The sequence below is a fragment of the Tenacibaculum sp. SZ-18 genome (assembly GCF_002813915.1).
In the GTDB taxonomy this organism is placed as follows: domain Bacteria; phylum Bacteroidota; class Bacteroidia; order Flavobacteriales; family Flavobacteriaceae; genus Polaribacter.
Window position 1 is genome coordinate 3,358,662 of sequence record NZ_CP019335.1, and the last position, 18,809, is coordinate 3,377,470.

Here is an 18,809-nt window from a genome sequence, read left to right on the forward strand (position 1 = left end):
CCTATTCAACGTTGAAAGTAATCGGTAAAGTATAACCCACTCTTACGGCCTTACCTCTTTGTCTACCAGGTTTCATTTTAGGTAACTTTTTTACAATTCGCTCAGCCTCTTTCTTTAATCTTGGATGTGGAGCTCTTGCTTGAATACTAGTAATCGAACCATCTTTGTCAATTTTAAATTGAACAAAAATTCTTTTTTTTCCTGATGGCAATCCTAATTCGTTTGCTAATTCAGCATCGAAATACCTCTGAACGTGCTTACGCATCTTCTTATTTAAACAATCTTTCTTTTGCTGGTTTGATCCTGTACATCCAGGGAAAACTGGTACATCTTCAATGATTGAAAAAGGTACATCCTCAATTACTTCTTCTTCCTCTACTGCCTCAACGATTTCTTCAACTTCTACAGATTCAGACTCATCAGTTTCAGTAGATTCAATAACTGTTTCTTCAATTTCCTTATCGTCTTCAACAACCTCGATTTTTTCTGGTGTTGGTGGTGGTGGAGTTACGGGTGGAGGCGGTGGTGGTGGTGGTGCATTAATTACTAAAGTCTCTTCATCAATGTCATTTCCTAAGTCCGCCACACCAAGATCACCAATAGATTTATCATAGGTCTTATGCTCAATTGCAACATATGTTACAAACAAAGCCAAAACTAAACCTAACTGAATGAACAGTTTACTGTAGTTTTCAAGGTTAAATTTTGGATTTTTCTTTATTTCCATCCTAATAGTTTTTATAAGGTTTGCTAATTTAAGTAATTTATTTCGACTTTTACAAGCTATTTAACAATTTGGACTGCTTTTTTTCAATATATGTGAAAGCTAAAACTGATATGAATGCCCCTAAACTATTTGCTACCATATCTAAGTATTCAAAGGTCCTATAATCCGTCAATAGTGATTGTAGAATTTCTAAAAGGATTCCAAACAAAATCACTAATAATATCACTGCAAATTTCGTGCCCTTTTTTCTTATTGCTAACAACCATAAAAAACCAAGAACAAAATAGGCCAATGTATGAAATGCTTTATCAGAATAACTTAAACTAACTGCAGGAGCATTAATTTTAATCAAACTTAAAACAGCTATTCCTACAGTTACAACAATTGCTAAATAAATAAATTTACTCTGCAATAATTTCTTTGTAAGCATCAGCATCTAATAAACTATCAACTTGAGCGTTATCAGAAATCTTAACCTTAATCATCCATCCTTCTCCGTAGGGATCAGAATTTACTAATTCTGGCTCGTCTTCTAATTTCTCATTAAATTCAATAATTTCTCCTGTTAAAGGCATAAATAAATCAGAAACTGTTTTTACGGCTTCAACAGAACCAAAAACTTCTTCTGTTTCAACTGTCTCATCTAATGTATCTACATCTACGTATACGATATCTCCTAATTCGCTCTGAGCAAAATCAGTAATACCTATAATAGCAACATCTCCTTCAACTTTTACCCATTCGTGGTCTTTAGTATACTTTAATTCAGCTGGAATATTCATTGTAGTTTTATTTTATGTGTTTTAAAATTTTAGTTTCCTAAGTTATATACTATGTTAAATCCTGCATTAATCGATTGACGGGGGAAATTTGTTGAAATTGCATAATCAAACGTATTATGATTATAATAAAAAGAAGCTCTTAAATTACTATTCAAATTATAATCTGCTAAAAACTTCAACCCAAACAATCGTTCTCCACCGGTTATTTGATTATTCTGCTCGTCTACCGACCTAATCAGTGTTAAATTATCTCTTAGTGAAATATCTGCTCTCAAATTAATATCTCCTTTAAGAGTTTCTTTTTTACCAGTGATTCTTGTTATCATTTTAACATCTTTAATTCGATATCCAAAACCAAAAATAAACTCAGTCCCTTTAATATCAGTTAAGGTGTTATTGTTAAAGTTCAAGGATAAACTTCTATCCTTTTTAATTTCACCTCTCAAAGAAAATGAATTCCTCATTTTCATATCCACTTTTATAAGTGGTGAAAACTCATCGATTAATGTTGCCGACGAAATTAATAATTCTGGTTGATAATTCCCCGAATTATTTGTTAAGCTTAAGTCGTTTTCATCGTATTGTAAATTATTAGTGAAATTAGCAATTGTATACGATGATTTATAACTATGAGAAAGCGTAAATGAAGAGAAGTTTTTCTTAAACCACTTTAACTTCATTAAACCATTATAACGCATAGTCCAGTTTGGTAATGGAATATTCCTGAAAATGTCTGTACTTGTCGAGTTAGCATTGGTACCTGAATAAGCAGCTAGAAATGCAGGCAGCATTGCTTGTTGACCATTTCTTTTAAAACCTGGATTATTATTGTTTGGATCAATATCATTTACAATTATACCACGTTCTGCAGCGATTCTGTTTGCTATAATATCTCTATTGTCTAAAAAGTTCTGATACAACGCATCTCCATCTGTAAACATGGTTCCTAACATGAAATGACTCGTGCTATAATTTCCAGTTTCAAATGCTCTTAAGGCTGGATTTTGTTCGTAATCGTTATTATTTGTGGGATCTCCGCCGGGTTTTAATATTACATCTAACTGTTGTGTGATGTTAGATGTCTTAATTCTATTACCTCTTAAATCTATTGTAAAGTCTTTTAAAGGTTTAATAGAAATATTATAATCCAAATTATCATTTCTAGTTCTTCCATAATTCTGGTTATAATAATCCGCGTTCGCATCACGGGTAATTAACCAACCGTTAGAGATAGCTTCATTTAACATTTCCGTTTGACTACCAAAAACAAAACCTAAAGTTGGCGCAACACTACCGTTATAATTACTTCTTCCTAAGAAACCAACTGAAGGACGGAATCCTTGTAATAGAGTTCCACTTTCACGAGAATAATTAATCTTAGCTCTTTTAACAGAAGTCAACACATCATAGGTTCCTTTTAAAAGTTTCTTACCGAATGAGGCATTCTTCTTTAATTTTATTGGTTGAGATTTCGCTCCATTACTTCCAAGAGCTACACCTTTTTTCTGACCACTTACTGCTTTTCTTTGACTCTTTTTAAGAAATAAATTCTCTAAACCAATTGTTTTATAAAAACGTTTAAAATCGATAGTTGCTCCAATTGTATGCTTATTGGCATTCTGAATCATATTACCAACTTTATCTTCGATACTTACCTCTACTGGGATTCCGTTTACCTCTTCCGTAATCGTACTTCTAGAAGAAGCTTGCCAATCAAAATCGGCAGTGTATCCATAATCTGAGGTTATAAAACTTAGATATGGTAGTTTATTAATTGGAACTTTATAAGTAGCGTTTAATGTTTGATGGTATTGATTTCTTCTTCCGAAAGTAAAAAACTTATCGAAAATTTCTAGCTTTTCATCTTGACCAAAACTATCATAGATGTAATTATTAGTAGCGTTGAAATTTAACTGTAACGACTTTGATAAATCAAATGCAATTGTATAATCCCAATCAAACAAAAATCTACGTTGAATTAATTCTGGTTGTGGTGTTAAACCTTCAATTAAATTTCTTGATTGCTGTAAATTATAATTTCTGTTAATCTTAGAATTCACAGTTAAGTTTTTCGGAACTGGATTAAAGTTTAAATCTTTAATAAAACGCCAGTGTCTTCCTTTAAATATTTTAGACTTTTTGAAAGGTTCAATCACGAATGGAGTAAAGTTAAAGTTATAATTTAATCCAGCCATTAAATTTTGATTAACGAATCTTTCAATGTTATAATCTTTATGAAACTCTTCACTAAAAGAATAAGAAGCGGCGATATTTTCTACATCGTAGAATTTTGGTTTTTTATCACTTTTCGGATTTCTATTCTTCTTAACATTAATGAAACTAATACTTTTTCTTCTTGTATAATCCTGAGCATTTTCAGCATTTCTCTGCGCTTGTGCAGATCCTTTGGATTTAGCATCTTCTAAAACAACATCTTGATATTGCGGATCGAATTTTGGATCGATAAATTCTTCTCCATAACTATAACTCATAGGAACTTGCATGTTCCATTTCTTAGGCATCATTTTACCTAACTGAACATTTGTTGAAACGTTATATTGTTTCTGTTCCTCTAAACTTCTTTCTTGTACACGTTGATCAACATTTCCAAATCCAACTGTTGACATACGACCAGCTAAAGACAAATCAATTACATCTGCAAAGTTGGTGTCTGCATTTAAAACTGCCGCCCAACCACCTTGATTATCAAATCCTACGGCTCTTAACTCGTTAAACCAAACTTCTACACTTCTATCGTTTAAAGTTGTATTCTTTACTCCTAACATAACAGTTCTCACTTGAGCTAGAGTTGGATTACCTTTTACTTTTATAATTAATCCATTTGAATCAGTTCCAGAATATATATCAGCAGGAGAAACATTTGCTCCATCTCTATCTAATTTTAATGTTGACAAGTCTGTCATTAAAATATCAAGATTATTTTCTTCTGGCCAAACTTCTAATGGAGAATTACTCGATGTAGATAAGATTAATGGTTTCTCAATTTCGTAATAGTTTTCATTTAAATCTGTTCCCAAACGAATAATAGCAGACATGTCATTGTCAGAAACTGTTTTTCCAGGAACTTGTTCTGCATGTAAAAACATTCTTAAATTTTTATAACGACGTAAATCAATACTAATATTTTTAAAAATTGCTCTTGCCTTTCCTGGTTCTAAATCATTTACCGTTATCGTAGAAGATTGCTCATTCTGACGTTGAATTCTATTGGTTCCTTGTAATTGTTCTCTAGTAATTCCTGGAGGCAATTCATATCGATCATCGTTTTGCTCAATACTTACAACTCCAACCTCAAAATTATTTAAATCATCATTATCTAAATCTTGTTCAGGAATTGTTGGATCCAATGTTCTCGTATAACGTCTCCAGTCTCCACGAACTAACTCTAGTTCTGCAAAACGGGTTACAACCGGCATGTTGAACTCAGTTAAATACATTCGCATAAAACGAATACTATTAAAATCGGTAATTCCACCTACTGCTTGCGTAAATCCATTTCGTACAGGAATTCTAAATTGATACCATGTTGTACTTCTCGTTTCACCATTTGGTAATGTAACTGGCTCAGATTTTACATCTACAATGAAGTTATTCCCTTTTACTAAATCACTTTTTCGTAATGAAACCTCATATTCGAAATATGCGCTTACAGGATCCATTGTTTGATCTCGATTTAAATCTTCAACATCTGGATAGGTAGATCCAGAAGTTGGAAAATCTTCTCCAGATTGATCAGTCGTTGGTGAATTTCCTTCGGTTCCGTTATAATTTTTATAACGAGTAAGAATAGAAGCGTTTGAAGCATCCAAGTCTCCACTTCTAAAAAATTGAAAATTATCTCCTGATAAATCTTCTTGGTTAAGTCTTGTTACATCAATATTAATTGGCAAACTTGAATCATTATTGATTCTGTCTATTAGATTTCTCTCTTGGCTATCTGAAAGTCCATCTAAACCTATATCTTGTTGCGTTCTTTCATCTGCATCTGCGCTAAATGCGTATAAAATAGATGGGTTTCTTGGAATAGTACCCATATTTGTATCAACTTGTGGTACTGGATTCTGAGTTGTTGATAACCCATTTTCAAATTGTTTTTGTGAATCTCTAAGGATATCTTCAGAAATACTCCCTAAGTTGATAAATAATTTTCCTTGATTTACTTGATTTTGCGGATCAACTCCAGCCGGTAATCCCTCTTCTGGGGTAATAGAATATCCTTCATACGGGTCCATTAACCAAAACTGAATATATTCAACGTTTGCTTGTTCGAAATTATTTGTAGTTGTTAATGCACGCATAATTCCTCCCCAGTTTTGATTGGGGTTGACAAATGTTCCGTCTCCATTTAACTCTGTTGTTTCTGTATTGAAATTGTAAGGACCTCTTTCACTTGGAAAATATGCTAAATCTAATGTTCTTACTAAATTTATTTGAGTGATATCTAAATCTGTATTTGGAAATAATTCAGAGAAACTAATCTGTCGAACTTCATTTCTTGATAGTTCTATATCGGTAATATTTGAAGGTCTATTTGTACTATTTGAATAAAATAACTGATCAATACTATACCATGATAATTTACCTCTTCTAAAATTATACCTTGGATCATTTGTCGCTTCGGCGAAATCCTGAGACAATGGAGTACTTGCCAAAAACCATTGTTGTGGAGAAGTTAAATTAATTGGAATTTGAGTTGCCTCGAAATCATCCAAATATGAAGTTGCTGTTCCGTTTACATCAATACCACTCGGTGAACCCGGTAATAAATATGCCATATCTGCACGAACCGATATATTTGATGGTGCATCTGTTTCCACAAAAGGAAGTTTATTTGCCAGCTTCGTGAAATATGGGATTTCCGAGGAGAAATCTACATTCAAACCTAACATGACATTATCAATAGGTTCCGCTCCAAAATTAACTTTAGGAGTTATGGGTCTTTCGCTAACATTTAAAAATGTTCCTCCAATGATAAAGTTTTCATTTATTTTATGCTCAATATCAACTCCTAAAAATGTCTTTCTTTGTTGATTAAAAAATGTATTATTTTCTACAGATGCATTGATTGGAACACCTGATGCTTCTAATCCTGGATCTAAAATTTGAACTCTACCTAACTGATAATCTACTACATAATCTACTCCTTCTACCAAAGTTCTTCCTCCAGCTGAAACTCTAACTGAACCTCTTGGAATATTAAACGCTCCTAACGAAATACCTCTACTAGCCTCCGATTTAAAATATCCTTTTAAGAAAAACTTATCCTTATTTTGAAATTCATTTTTTGCCTGAACTTTAGTTGTTAAATAAAGATCCTTGAATAAATATTTTGATTGATCAACCGCATCAGTAATTTTTGTTTCTAAATCAATTCCAAATGGTTCGGCTTCTGGAAAGTAAATTAATCCCTTATCAGAATTCACAGTAATTCCTTCGACAAAATCAAAAAAACCGTCTCCACCATCGACCTTAAACTGACTTTGATCTAACTTATCAATATTGAATAAGTTTATTAATGTTCTATTTTGTAAATCTGTTTGTTGAGCATTTTGTAATGTGTTTTGTAAAATTCCCGTTTCATCGTCACGATACAATAACTCAAAACGAAAACCTTCTTGGCGTAAAGGATATGCTCCTAAAGCATAAACATTTTTCATCATTAGTCTCCAAGTCGGTGCAGGGATGAATGTTGGAGGAGTATTGGTTCCTATTTCTCTCCTTGTTGTTAAAATTTCACTACGTAATAATTTAACAGCAATATTTGATGGTGCGTTGATCCCATCATTTGAAAATTCACCAACTTTAAAAACTGTTTCGTTATTCGAAGCACCTACAACTGTATACTCATATGCTACCGCTAATACTTCTCCATCATTTAACCTTCTATTTAAAGAAATGAAACCTAACTGAGGATGTAATGTATATTCGTTTGATTGTAATTTTCTTGCATTTTGAAGATAAGAATAATCATTACCTTGAATCATTTCTACTGGCAAAGAAGCATCTAAAGTTCCCACCTCACGAATTCCGCCAGAAGTAACACTCAATAAATCATTAATATTATTTACCCCATTATAAGGAATTGGTGTTCCTTGTACACTAACTGGATTTGAAACAACATCTACATAATTTTCTTGAGGAATACCGGTTGAAAGATTTGCACTTACCATATTTTCTAAATCAGACTCTCCTATATCTGCAAAGGCGACAATACTTCTGTAATCTTGTACATTCTGATTTCTGTTAGTAATCCAAACTTCAATTCGGTTAATATTAACTGGACTACTAACTAATGGATAATTAGATAATGCTTTACTGTAGTTCTCTCTGAAGTATTGAGATAAAAAGAAGTGTCTGTCATTATCATAATCCGTAACCCGCAACTCAAACGGCTCTATTACAGCACCACCTTCTGCAACAACATTTCTTGATTGAGAATTTTGTTGCGAAAAAGCCGTACGAATCGTTGTTTTTCCGAATTGAAAATCTGCACGAACTCCAAAAAGAGCTTGAGCACCATTAATTAATGAGTTTTTAATTGGCAAGTTTACGTTACCCGCATCAATTTTCTGTATAATATCATCTTCTGTTGGCGTATATTCAACTTTAATGATATTTTGAAAATCGAAAGTAGATTGTGTATCGTAATTTGCAGTTACTTGTAAACGTTTTCCAACTTTTGCTTGAATACTTGCACTAATTTGCTGATCAAAATCAAAAGTAAAACTGCTTTGATTCTCGACAGATATTTGAGGATTTTCAGTATTCTGATAAATCCCACCTAACTTTATACTTATTTGACCAGTTGGAATTACCTCAACTTCATTTCCTCCAAAAACGTTTTCGAAAAACTTGGAATTGACATAATATTTTGGAAGAAGATTTTTTCGTTTTTTATCGTTTCCTTTTTTGTTTGGATTTGCGGCATCTACTTTTTCTCTGAAATAAGATTTTAAATCGTTTTTTAATTTAAACTTATCGTATTCGCGAGGTGTCATATAAATTGGAGTTCCAATAACGTAATCTCCAATCTTTTCAACAATCACAAACTTATTAATAGCTTTATCGTATCGAACTTGAATATCTGTTGGATTGTTTAAAAAGAGATGAGCCTTTTGTGCAAAATTAAAATTATACTTTAATGGAACGATGCTATCTTTTTTTGCTGGAATAGAATCTTTCTTATTTGTACTCTGAGCAAATGAAACAACACTTACTAGTATAGCAAGTGCTGTAAAAAATCTATTACGAAAATGTTTTCTCAACTTCTTTTACAAGTTTTTAAGTGCCTTTTTTATCAGCTCTTCCACAGACGCCGATGGCGATTCTTTTAATATGTTGGTAATTACTTTGTCTGACTGTTTTCGAGTAAATCCTAAAACCTCTAATGCAGATAACGCTTCTTCTTTATTAGTATTGCTCTCAGTTACAGAAACTTCGTCAATATTAAACGTTTTTAAGATTTTCTCTTTTAAATCGATGATAACCCTTTGTGCTGTTTTGGATCCTATTCCCTTAACCGATTGAATCAATTTTACATTCTCAGATGCAATTGCATGCTGAACATCCTCTGCGGTCATTGAAGACAACATTGTTCTTGCGATGCTAGGTCCAACTCCTGAAACAGAAATAAGTAACTTAAATACTTCTCGCTCAACCTTATCAATGAAACCGTAGAGCGTATGTGCATCTTCTCTTATTGAAAGATGCGTATATAACTTTACATTTTCATCCGTTGGAAGTGATCCGTAGGTGTTTAGTGAAATATTCAGTAGGTATCCTAATCCGTTGCAATCTACCACAACGTAGGTAGGATTTTTCTCTACCAATCTTCCTTTTATTTGGGTAATCATTTGTTTTTGTGTAACCGACGCCTAAAGTAGCAAAATTTTTAGGATTGTAAAACCTGTATTTTACTCCTTATTAATTCTTTAAACTTCTCTTCTCTCTCTCCTGCGCATCTACCACAGCTACCGCTGCCATATTTACCATTTCATCTACACTTGCTCCAAGTTGCAAAACATGAACAGGCTTACTTAAACCTAACAAAATAGGACCAATCGACTCTGCTCCGTTTACTTGTTTCATTAATTTATAAGTAATATTTGCTGATTCTAAGTTTGGAAAAATCAACACGTTTACCTTTTTTCCTTTAAGTTTAGAAAAAGAAAATTCCTTTGACAATAACTCTTCATTTAATGCAAAATCTGCTTGAATCTCTCCATCAACTACTAAGTCTGGATACTGTTCATGCATATACTCAACCGCCTCACGAATTTTAACTGAAGTCTCAGACCTTGTTGATCCGAAGTTAGAGAAGCTTAACATTGCTACATTTGGCTTCATACCAAACATACGAGCTAAAATACTTGTGTAATGAGTAATTTTGGCGAGTTCTTTCGCGTTTGGATTAATATTAATCGTTGTATCTGATAAGAACATTGGTCCTTGCTTTGTAAGCAATAGGTTCGTTGCAGCTACTTTTAAAACACCACGATCTTTTTCTATCAATTCTAAAATTGGTTTTACTACCGATGGATAAGGACGTGAATACCCTGTAATTAATCCATCTGCTTCTCCTTCATTTACCATCATTGCAGCAAAATAGTTGCGCTCACGCATCCATTTTTGAGCTTCCAACAAAGTAATTCCTTTACGTTGTCTTGTTTTCCAGAATTTTTCAGCAAATCTTAATCTTCTTTCCTTCTCTTCTGAAGTTTTAGGGTCGATAATAGTCACATCTGCCTCAAAACCTAGTTCCAGTTTTAATTCTAGAATGATTTCTTTATTTCCCAAAAGAATTGGAATACCTATTTTCTCATCATAAACCCTTTGAGCAGCTTTTAATACATCTAAATGATCTGCTTCTGCAAATATAATTTTCTTAGGATTTGTTCGAGCTCTGTTATGTAAGATTCTCACTTCTTTACTTCCAGATCCTGATCTATCCATTAAAGTGTCTCTATATCGATCCCAATCTTCAATAGGTTGTTGAGCAACACCACTATCCATTGCTGCTTTCGCAATTGCAGGTGGAATTTCATAAATTAATCTTGGATCAAAAGGCTTAGGGATAATATACTCTTTACCAAATGAAAGACTAATTTCGTCATAAACAATATTTACTTGTTCGGGCACTGATTTCTTAGCTAAATCTGCCAATGCATGTACGGCAGCCATTTTCATTTCTTCATTAATTTTAGTTGCTCTCACATCTAAGGCACCTCTGAAAATAAATGGGAAACCTAATACATTGTTTACTTGATTTGGATTATCAGATCTTCCTGTTGCCATAATAATATCATCACGTGTAGCGACTGCTAAATCATATGATATTTCTGGTTCAGGATTTGCCATTGCAAATACAATAGGGTTTTTAGCCATTGATAATAGCATCTCTGGACTTACAACATTTCCCTTTGATAAACCTATAAATACATCTGCATTATTCATCGCTTCTTTCAAAGTATCCACATCTCTTTCCGTCGCAAATTCTTCCTTTTGCGGAGTTAAGTTTTCTCTACTTTTTCGGATAACTCCCTTGCTATCACACATGACAACATTTTCCCTTTTAGCTCCAAGAGCCAAATACAAGCGAGTACAAGATATGGCAGCAGCTCCTGCTCCATTTACAACAATCTGAACATTTTCAATATTTTTCCCATTTATTTCTAATGCATTCTTCAATGCAGCCGCAGAAATAATAGCTGTTCCATGTTGATCATCGTGCATTACAGGAATATTTAACTCTTCCTTTAAACGTCTTTCAATTTCAAAAGCCTCTGGAGCTTTAATATCTTCAAGGTTAATTCCTCCAAATGTCGGAGCGATTGCTTTCACAGTTTCTACAAACTTATCGATATCTGTTGCATCAACTTCAATATCGAATACATCTATATCTGCAAAAATTTTAAAAAGTAATCCTTTTCCTTCCATGACAGGTTTTGAGGCTTCTGGACCAATATCTCCTAAACCTAAAACAGCTGTTCCATTTGAAATTACTGCAACTAAATTTCCTTTTGTTGTGTATTTGTAAACATTGTTTTTATCTTTTGCTATTTCTAAACAAGGCTCAGCAACTCCTGGTGAGTACGCTAAAGATAAATCGTGTTGAGTGGCATATTTTTTAGTCGGTACTACCGATATTTTTCCTGGTGATGGTTTCGCGTGATATAATAAGGCTTCGCGTCTTTTACGTGATTCGCTCATAAACTTTTATGCTTAATTGTGGATTCACAAATATAAGGTTTGTTATTTAGTATCATAATTTATTAGAAAATGAGACATCTCCTTTTTCCCTCCCCATTATTAAGATTTTTTATTAATCAAAAATTAAATCATATGCCACAAACATTACCAGTTCTGAACATCATAAGACAAAGTTATGTGAAACGAAACAATCCTCAGTAAAACTGAAATATTTTGAACAACACCTTTGCTTACACTATTTTTTCGAAAGCATATTACTTTCAAGCTATTATGGAAGCCTTTAACACTCGCAGAGAGTTTTCATTCCATCTTTAAAAATCTCAATAAAGGCAGAAAATAATTTTAAATAATTACCAACTGTACAATTGACAGAGTTAACAATAGGCACATTTCTAGTTGCATTGCGAGAAGCTAGTTTGTACCTCAGGGTGTAATCAAATTGAAACGAAATATATCATTTACTTAAAATAAAAAAAGTTGAAAAGTTTATTGAAATGTACTTTCATGTGTACTTGAATGAAAAAATCGTATGGTAAGTTTACTGTGAATCTTTTTGTGGAAGAATTCATACATTATAATGGTTCTTATTTGAAGAATATGAATAAAACACCGAGATCAGTTTAGTTTTACTTTTCTTTTAGGAAGCTTATGTTTCTCGTTAATCCAGCATATTTCGTTCTTTTTACTGCGGATTTTTTGAATACCTTTTTAAATGTCTCTTCTGTTAACTCTTGCCAATCCCTTTTGTCCATTTCCAACATAGAATCTTTTGGGCTGAATAAAGGTTGATTATGCGGTTTAGAAAATCGATTCCAAGGACAAACGTCTTGACAAATATCACAACCAAACATCCAATCTTCCATTTTATCTTTGAACGTTAATGGAATATTGTCTTTTAACTCAATGGTAGCATAAGAGATACATTTACTAGCGTCAATAGAGTTGTTCGGTAAAATTGCATCAGTAGGACAAGCATCAATGCAACGCGTACAACTCCCGCAGTGATCTGTTGTAAAAGGTTGATCATACTCTAATTCCAAATCAATTATTAATTCCGCTAAAAAGAAAAAAGACCCCTGTTTCTTTTGAATTAATAATGTGTGTTTACCATTCCATCCTAAACCAGCTCTTTCTGCCCATGCTCTTTCTAAAACTGGTGCAGAATCAACAAAACAACGTCCATTTATGTTTCCAATCTCCTCACGAAGAAATTCTAATAAAGCAAACAGTTTGCTCTTTATGACATGGTGATAATCTTCACCATACGCATATTTAGCAACCTTGTAAGAATTCTTCTCTTGTATTTGTTCAGGATAATAATTATAAGACAATGAAATTACAGACTTTGCTCCTTCTACTAATAGTCTTGGATCTAATCGCTTATCAAAATGGTTTTCCATATACTGCATTTGACCATGGTAATTATTCTGTAGCCAAGTTTCAAGTCGCGGTGCTTCTTTTTCTAAAAAATCAGCTTTAGCGATGCCGCAGTCTAAAAACCCTAAGTAGCTGGCATGCTTTTTAATTAGTTTAGAAAATTGTCTTGCTTTTTTCAAAAAAAGTAACTATTAATTAACCACAATATTACTGATAACTTTTAACTTTGTTATAATTACTCACTCAACACAGCAAACTCATTAATGTTTTCATCTCAAAATTATTAGCATCATGAAAAAAATTGTAAAAATCATTTTATCAATAGTAACCCTTTTCATAATCGCTTTGGCTACTATACCTTTCTTATTTCAGGATAAGTTGGTTTCTTTATTAAAGGAAACTATTAACAACAATTTAAATGCAAAGGTAGAGTTTTCTGATGCGAATTTAAGCTTACTTAAAAACTTTCCAAAAGCTTCGATTGAGCTAAAAAATGTAGCCATAACAAATTTCTCTCCTTTTGAAGGAGATACTTTATTATATAGTGAAAATATCCAACTAAAATTAAAACTTACCGAAATTTTTAAGAGCGTAAATAGCGAGTTAAAAATTCAATCTTTTTCCATTGATAATACGTTAGTCAATGTTATTATTGATGAAAAGGGTAACGCTAATTATGATATCACTAAAAAAGATGTTTCAGTTTCTTCTGAACAAGAGGAAACAGAAAATAATTCGTCCAGCAATTTCAAGTTGTCTTTAAATGCTTATGAGTTAACCAAAACTACTATAAAATATACTGATGAGAAAGAAAAAATGAGGGTTGTCCTTTCCGATTTTAATCATTCAGGAAGTGGAGATTTCTCTCAAAAAAGAACTGAGTTAGATACAAAAACTACCATGAGTATTTTATTTGAAAAAGACGGCGCAAAATTTATCAATGACCAACATTTAGATGTAAGTGCTGTATTAGACTTAGATCTAGAAAACAGTAAATATACTTTCCTTAAAAATGAAGCTTATATAAATAAATTGCCTTTAATTTTTGATGGTTACGTTCAATTAAATGAAGATGAAAGTCAGCAAATACAGGTAAACTTCAAAACACCTTCTTCAGATTTTAAAAACTTTTTAGCTCTTGTTCCAGAAGAATACTCAACAAATATTACTGACGTAAAAACATCAGGTGACTTTAGTGTTGTGGGTAAAATTGATGGAAAGGTCACTGAAAAAACTATCCCAACAATTGATATTGCCATCAAATCAACTAATGCTTCTTTCAAATATCCTAGTTTACCTAAAAGTGTAAACAACATTCACATTGATACTCAAATTAAAAATACCACAGGAAATGTTGATGATACTTATATTTCTGTAAATAGATTGGCCTTTAATATTGATGAAAATAATTTTAATGGAAATGCTAAGGTGAGTAATTTATTGAAGAATCCCTACATCAATGCAACGCTTAACGGAAAAATCGATTTAAGTCATATTGATAAAGTATATCCTGTAAAATTAGATAATGAACTAAGTGGGATTATTAATGCAAATCTTACTTCTCAATTTGATATCGATGCTGTTCAAAACAACAGGTATCAACGTATTAAAAATAGTGGCCATCTTAACATTACAAATTTATTTTTTAATGGGGAAGAGCTGGCAAATCCTTTAAAAATAAATAGTGCCAATGTGGATTTTACTCCAACTAAGATTTCTCTTACAAATTTTGAGGCAATTACAGGAACGAGTGACCTAAATGCAACAGGAACTATTCGTAATTTTTTAGGGTTTATTCTTTCCGATAAAAATTTGCAGGGAAATTTTAATTTGAACTCAAATTCTTTTAAAGTAAATGATTTTATGGTTACTAATACTTCAAATGAAATTGACCAAGCTCCAGAAAAAAATGATTCTTCTATACCAAATGAATTAGAAGAAAACATGAAAATACCTGCCTTTTTAGATTGTGTTGTAAACGCTAATGCAAAAGAGGTTTTTTATGATAACCTAAAGTTAAAAAACGTGAAAGGCACCTTAAATATTAAAGATCAAAAAGCCATTTTGACTAACGTAGAAGGAGGAATGTTTGGGGGAATTATGGCTTTAAACGGTGAAGTGGACACAAAACCCGAAAAATCAGTTTTTAATGTTGATTTAGGTTTTAAGTATTTCAATATTAGTGATTCCTTTAAAAATATTGAATTATTAAGTATGCTCGCTCCACTTTCTGATGTTTTGCAAGGAAAACTTAATAGTAATATCAATCTTTCAGGAGATCTGAAAGATGACTTTACACCAAACTTGTCCTCTGTTTCAGGAAAAGCACTAGCTGAAATTTTAGCCACGAATTTAGAAGTAAAAAATTCTAAAGCTTTAAATTTATTAGATCAGAATTTAGGGTTTTTAGATTTGAAAAAACTTGATGTAAAAGATATTAAAACCAATGTATCTTTTAATAATGGAAAAGTAAACGTAAAACCTTTCAAATTAAAATATAAAGATATTGACGTTGAAATAGGAGGTAGTCATAGTTTTGATCAAATAATGGACTATAATGCTACTTTTAATATTCCTGCAAAATATTTAGGTTCGGAAGTAGGTGGTTTATTATCAAAACTAAACACAAAAGATCAGAATATAACTGTTCCCGTTACAGCAAACTTTTCAGGAAGCTTTTCTAATCCATCTGTTAAAACTGACTTAAAATCTGCAGTCAATAACTTAACAACAGAGCTAGTAAATCAACAAAAAAACAACCTAATTGACAAGGCTGTAGGAGGCCTTTTAGGCGGAAATAAAAATAATAAATCATCTGCTACAGGTACTGATAAAAAAGGAAATACGACTAATAAAGTTAAAGATGCCTTAGGTGGATTATTTGGTAAAAAGAAAAAGAAAAAAAAGGACGAATAAGCAATTTAACTCTTTAACATTTTCTAAGGAAAAAGAAGTTTCTTTTTCTTTTATGTTTGCCTCATGAGTTTTTAAGTATCAGATATTGAGCTTGTTTTACGTGCAATACTTGATACTAATAAAACTTATTTTGCGGAATCCTTTTTTGTAACAAAACATGAACTTTTTCGTCTTCTGTTGCAAGTTTGATTTCAATTGAAAAAACGAAACTCAACCTTAACCAAAACCAAGTAGATGAAAAATATAACTACGTTACTATTCTTATTACTTATTACAAGTACCGTTGCACAAATTAGAGGAAAAGTCGTTGACAAAAGCAACCAACCTCTTCCATTCGTAAGTGTTTATTTACAAAATACATTAAGTGGAACTACAACCAATGACAACGGCGAGTATATACTTGAAACTAAAAAAACTGGAAAACAAACTGTTGTTTTTCAATTCTTAGGATTTAAAACATTAAAAAAACAGGTTGAAATTTCTAGCTTCCCTTTTCAACTCAACGTTCAACTGAAAGAAGAAGAAGTTCAATTAGAAGAGGTCACTGTAAATACAAACGAAAATCCCGCAAATGGCATTATTCGTAAAGTAATTGCTAGCAAAGAAAGAAACACTAATAAATCTGGACAATATACTTCAGATTTTTATTCCCGTGGATTATTCAAAATTAAAAATGCACCGAAGAAAATTTTAGGTCAACAAGTTGGCGATTTAGGTGGTGGATTAGATTCTACCAGAAGCGGAATTATCTACTTATCTGAAACTGTTTCTAAAATTTGGTATCAGAAAAAACCTAAGAATTTTAAAGAAGTTATTGTGGCATCAAAAGTAAGTGGACGAGATAATGGAATCTCTTTTAATCGAGCTCAAGACGTAAATTTTAATTTGTACAATAACTTAGTTCCAATTGCTGAATCTAATATTTTCTCTCCTATTTCAAACTATACATTTAGCTATTATAAATTCAAGCTAGAAGGGACTTTTTATGATAAAAATGGTAGGTTAATTAATAAAATAAAAATTATACCTAGAAGAGAAAACGATCGAGTATTTGGTGGATTTATTTATGTAGTTGAAGATGACTGGGCTATTTATGGAGCTGATTTAACTATTACAGGTAAACAAATTAACAATCCAGCTATTGATGTTTTACACATTAAACAAAATTACAACTTCGAGCCTAATTCTGGAGTTTGGGCGCTCATTTTACAAACAATAGATTTTAAAGTTGGTTTATTCGGGTTTAACTTAGACGGCCGTTTCTCAGCTTCATATTCTAATTATAATTTCAAACCCACATTTTCGAAAAACACTTTTGGAAAAGAAATATTATCATTTGAGGAAAACGCTACTAAAAAAGATTCAGCATACTGGAATGATCTTCGAAGTGTTCCTTTAACTAAAGAAGAAAAAAGAGATTATGTTGTTAAAGACAGCATAAAAATTGTCCGTAAATCGAAAAAATATTTAGATTCTGTTGATCAAAAATCAAATAAATTCACATTACTTTCTCCTTTGGTTGGATACTCATATAGAAATAGTTACGAAAAATGGTCTATCAGCTACAATGGACTTCTTACCAATACACAATTTAATACTGTTCAAGGATTTAATATTGATACTCGGGTTAGTTTTTCAAAAAGAGTAAACGACGAAGGAAAAAACTGGGGTGTTAGTGCTGGCCTTAATTATGGGTTTTCCGATAAAATACTCCGACCAACGGTAAGCTTTTATAAAAAATGGAATAATATTAGTCGACCAAGATTATCTATTTCTGGAGGGATTGATGTAGTTCAATTCGATCAGAGAAATCCTATTAGTAGCTTTAATAATACGTTATATTCTTTAATTGATAAATCAAACTATGCAAAGTTTTACGAAAAAACATTTGCTCAATTAAACTTTTCAAAAGAAGTAACTCCAGGAATTGATTTATATACATCTTTCGGATATGAAGATAGAAAAGCACTTTCTAACACAACTGATTATTCATTTTTCAGTAAAAGAAAGACCTATCAAACAAATAATCCAATTGATCCAACAAGCACATTACCTGCTTTTACAGATCATAGTATTTTTAAAACGCAATTGGCTGGAAGTTTTAACTTCGGAAGTAAGTACATTAGTTATCCAAAATCAAGATTTACAGTTACGAATTCGAAATATCCAACCTTAACTTTAGGATACAGAAAAACATTTGGTTCAGAAAACTCTGAGTTTCATTCAGATTTAGTTTTCTCTAGATTACAACAAAATGTATCGTTAGGTAATATTGGTACTTTTGACTATAATGCAAGAGCTGGTTTGTTTTTTGACAAAAAGGACATTCCATTTATGGATTTCTACCATCCTTTAGCAAATGAAATAGATCTTGCTCCAGGTAATCGATTAAGTAGTTTTTCAATTATGCCATATTATCAATTTAGTACAAACGATCGCTACGCTGAATTTCACACTCAACATAATTTTGAAGGATTTTTATTAAACAAAATACCTTTGTTGAATAAACTTAACTTTCATACGGTCATTGGTGCTAAAACGTACTTCTCTGGAGGCAGAAAACCATATACTGAATATTCAATTGGATTAGATAATATTGGATGGGGAAAATGGCGTTTCTTACGTTTAGATTTCGTTCAATCTAACTTTAATGGACAAAAAGAAAACAGATTGTTATTTGGAATTAGTTTGTTTGATTAATTTTAAGCTTAAAATTTCAATAAGAAATAAAAAAAGCACAACAGAAATGTTGTGCTTTTTTGATATTATAATGTAAA

Annotated in this window: 9 protein-coding genes; 2 read left to right on the top strand and 7 right to left on the bottom strand. The window is 32.0% G+C overall.

The window, feature by feature from the left end; all coding sequences use genetic code 11:
- Position 1 precedes the first annotated feature (1 nt).
- The 7 genes from BTO06_RS15210 to queG all read right to left on the bottom strand — a co-directional run bounded on the left by BTO06_RS15210 (position 2) and on the right by queG (position 13,295).
- Positions 2 to 727, bottom strand: a complete 726-nt coding sequence (locus BTO06_RS15210; protein WP_100926120.1) for an energy transducer TonB — start codon at positions 725 to 727, stop codon at positions 2 to 4.
- A gap of 49 nt (positions 728 to 776) precedes the next feature.
- Positions 777 to 1,139: a VanZ family protein gene (locus tag BTO06_RS15215; protein ID WP_157811883.1), complete on the bottom strand. Its 363-nt coding sequence runs from the start codon at positions 1,137 to 1,139 to the stop codon at positions 777 to 779.
- Positions 1,129 to 1,509, bottom strand: a complete 381-nt coding sequence (gene gcvH / locus BTO06_RS15220; protein ID WP_100926122.1) for a glycine cleavage system protein GcvH — start codon at positions 1,507 to 1,509, stop codon at positions 1,129 to 1,131. Before gcvH ends, BTO06_RS15215 begins: the two co-directional genes overlap by 11 nt.
- Positions 1,510 to 1,538: 29 nt before the next feature.
- Positions 1,539 to 8,795, bottom strand: a complete 7,257-nt coding sequence (sprA, locus tag BTO06_RS15225) for a T9SS outer membrane translocon Sov/SprA (protein WP_100926123.1) — start codon at positions 8,793 to 8,795, stop codon at positions 1,539 to 1,541.
- Positions 8,796 to 8,801: 6 nt separating this feature from the next.
- The gene (ruvA, locus tag BTO06_RS15230) at positions 8,802 to 9,383 is read right to left on the bottom strand and encodes a Holliday junction branch migration protein RuvA (RefSeq protein ID WP_100926124.1); all 582 of its coding nucleotides are present in this window, start codon (positions 9,381 to 9,383) and stop codon (positions 8,802 to 8,804) included.
- Positions 9,384 to 9,453: 70 nt separating this feature from the next.
- A complete protein-coding gene (locus BTO06_RS15235) occupies positions 9,454 to 11,739 on the bottom strand; it encodes an NADP-dependent malic enzyme (RefSeq protein WP_100926125.1) in 2,286 nt (761 codons plus the stop codon).
- Positions 11,740 to 12,365: 626 nt separating this feature from the next.
- Positions 12,366 to 13,295, bottom strand: a complete 930-nt coding sequence (queG, locus tag BTO06_RS15240) for a tRNA epoxyqueuosine(34) reductase QueG (RefSeq protein ID WP_100926126.1) — start codon at positions 13,293 to 13,295, stop codon at positions 12,366 to 12,368.
- A 112-nt stretch (positions 13,296 to 13,407) separates the two neighbouring features.
- Between queG and BTO06_RS15245 the strand changes: the two genes are divergently transcribed.
- Positions 13,408 to 16,032, top strand: coding sequence for an AsmA-like C-terminal region-containing protein (locus BTO06_RS15245; protein ID WP_100926127.1), 2,625 nt, complete (start codon positions 13,408 to 13,410; stop codon positions 16,030 to 16,032).
- A gap of 234 nt (positions 16,033 to 16,266) precedes the next feature.
- Positions 16,267 to 18,732, top strand: coding sequence for a DUF5686 and carboxypeptidase regulatory-like domain-containing protein (locus BTO06_RS15250; RefSeq protein WP_100926128.1), 2,466 nt, complete (start codon positions 16,267 to 16,269; stop codon positions 18,730 to 18,732).
- Positions 18,733 to 18,809: the final 77 nt, after the last annotated feature.

What these genes read in the sequence shown, in the direction of transcription:
- BTO06_RS15210 (WP_100926120.1), bottom strand. Translation starts at nt 727, where the DNA reads ATGGAAATAAAGAAAAATCCAAAATTTAACCTTGAAAACTACAGTAAA.
- gcvH (WP_100926122.1), bottom strand. Translation starts at nt 1,509, where the DNA reads ATGAATATTCCAGCTGAATTAAAGTATACTAAAGACCACGAATGGGTA.
- ruvA (WP_100926124.1), bottom strand. Translation starts at nt 9,383, where the DNA reads ATGATTACCCAAATAAAAGGAAGATTGGTAGAGAAAAATCCTACCTAC.
- BTO06_RS15235 (WP_100926125.1), bottom strand. Translation starts at nt 11,739, where the DNA reads ATGAGCGAATCACGTAAAAGACGCGAAGCCTTATTATATCACGCGAAA.
- BTO06_RS15245 (WP_100926127.1), top strand. Translation starts at nt 13,408, where the DNA reads ATGAAAAAAATTGTAAAAATCATTTTATCAATAGTAACCCTTTTCATA.
- BTO06_RS15250 (WP_100926128.1), top strand. Translation starts at nt 16,267, where the DNA reads ATGAAAAATATAACTACGTTACTATTCTTATTACTTATTACAAGTACC.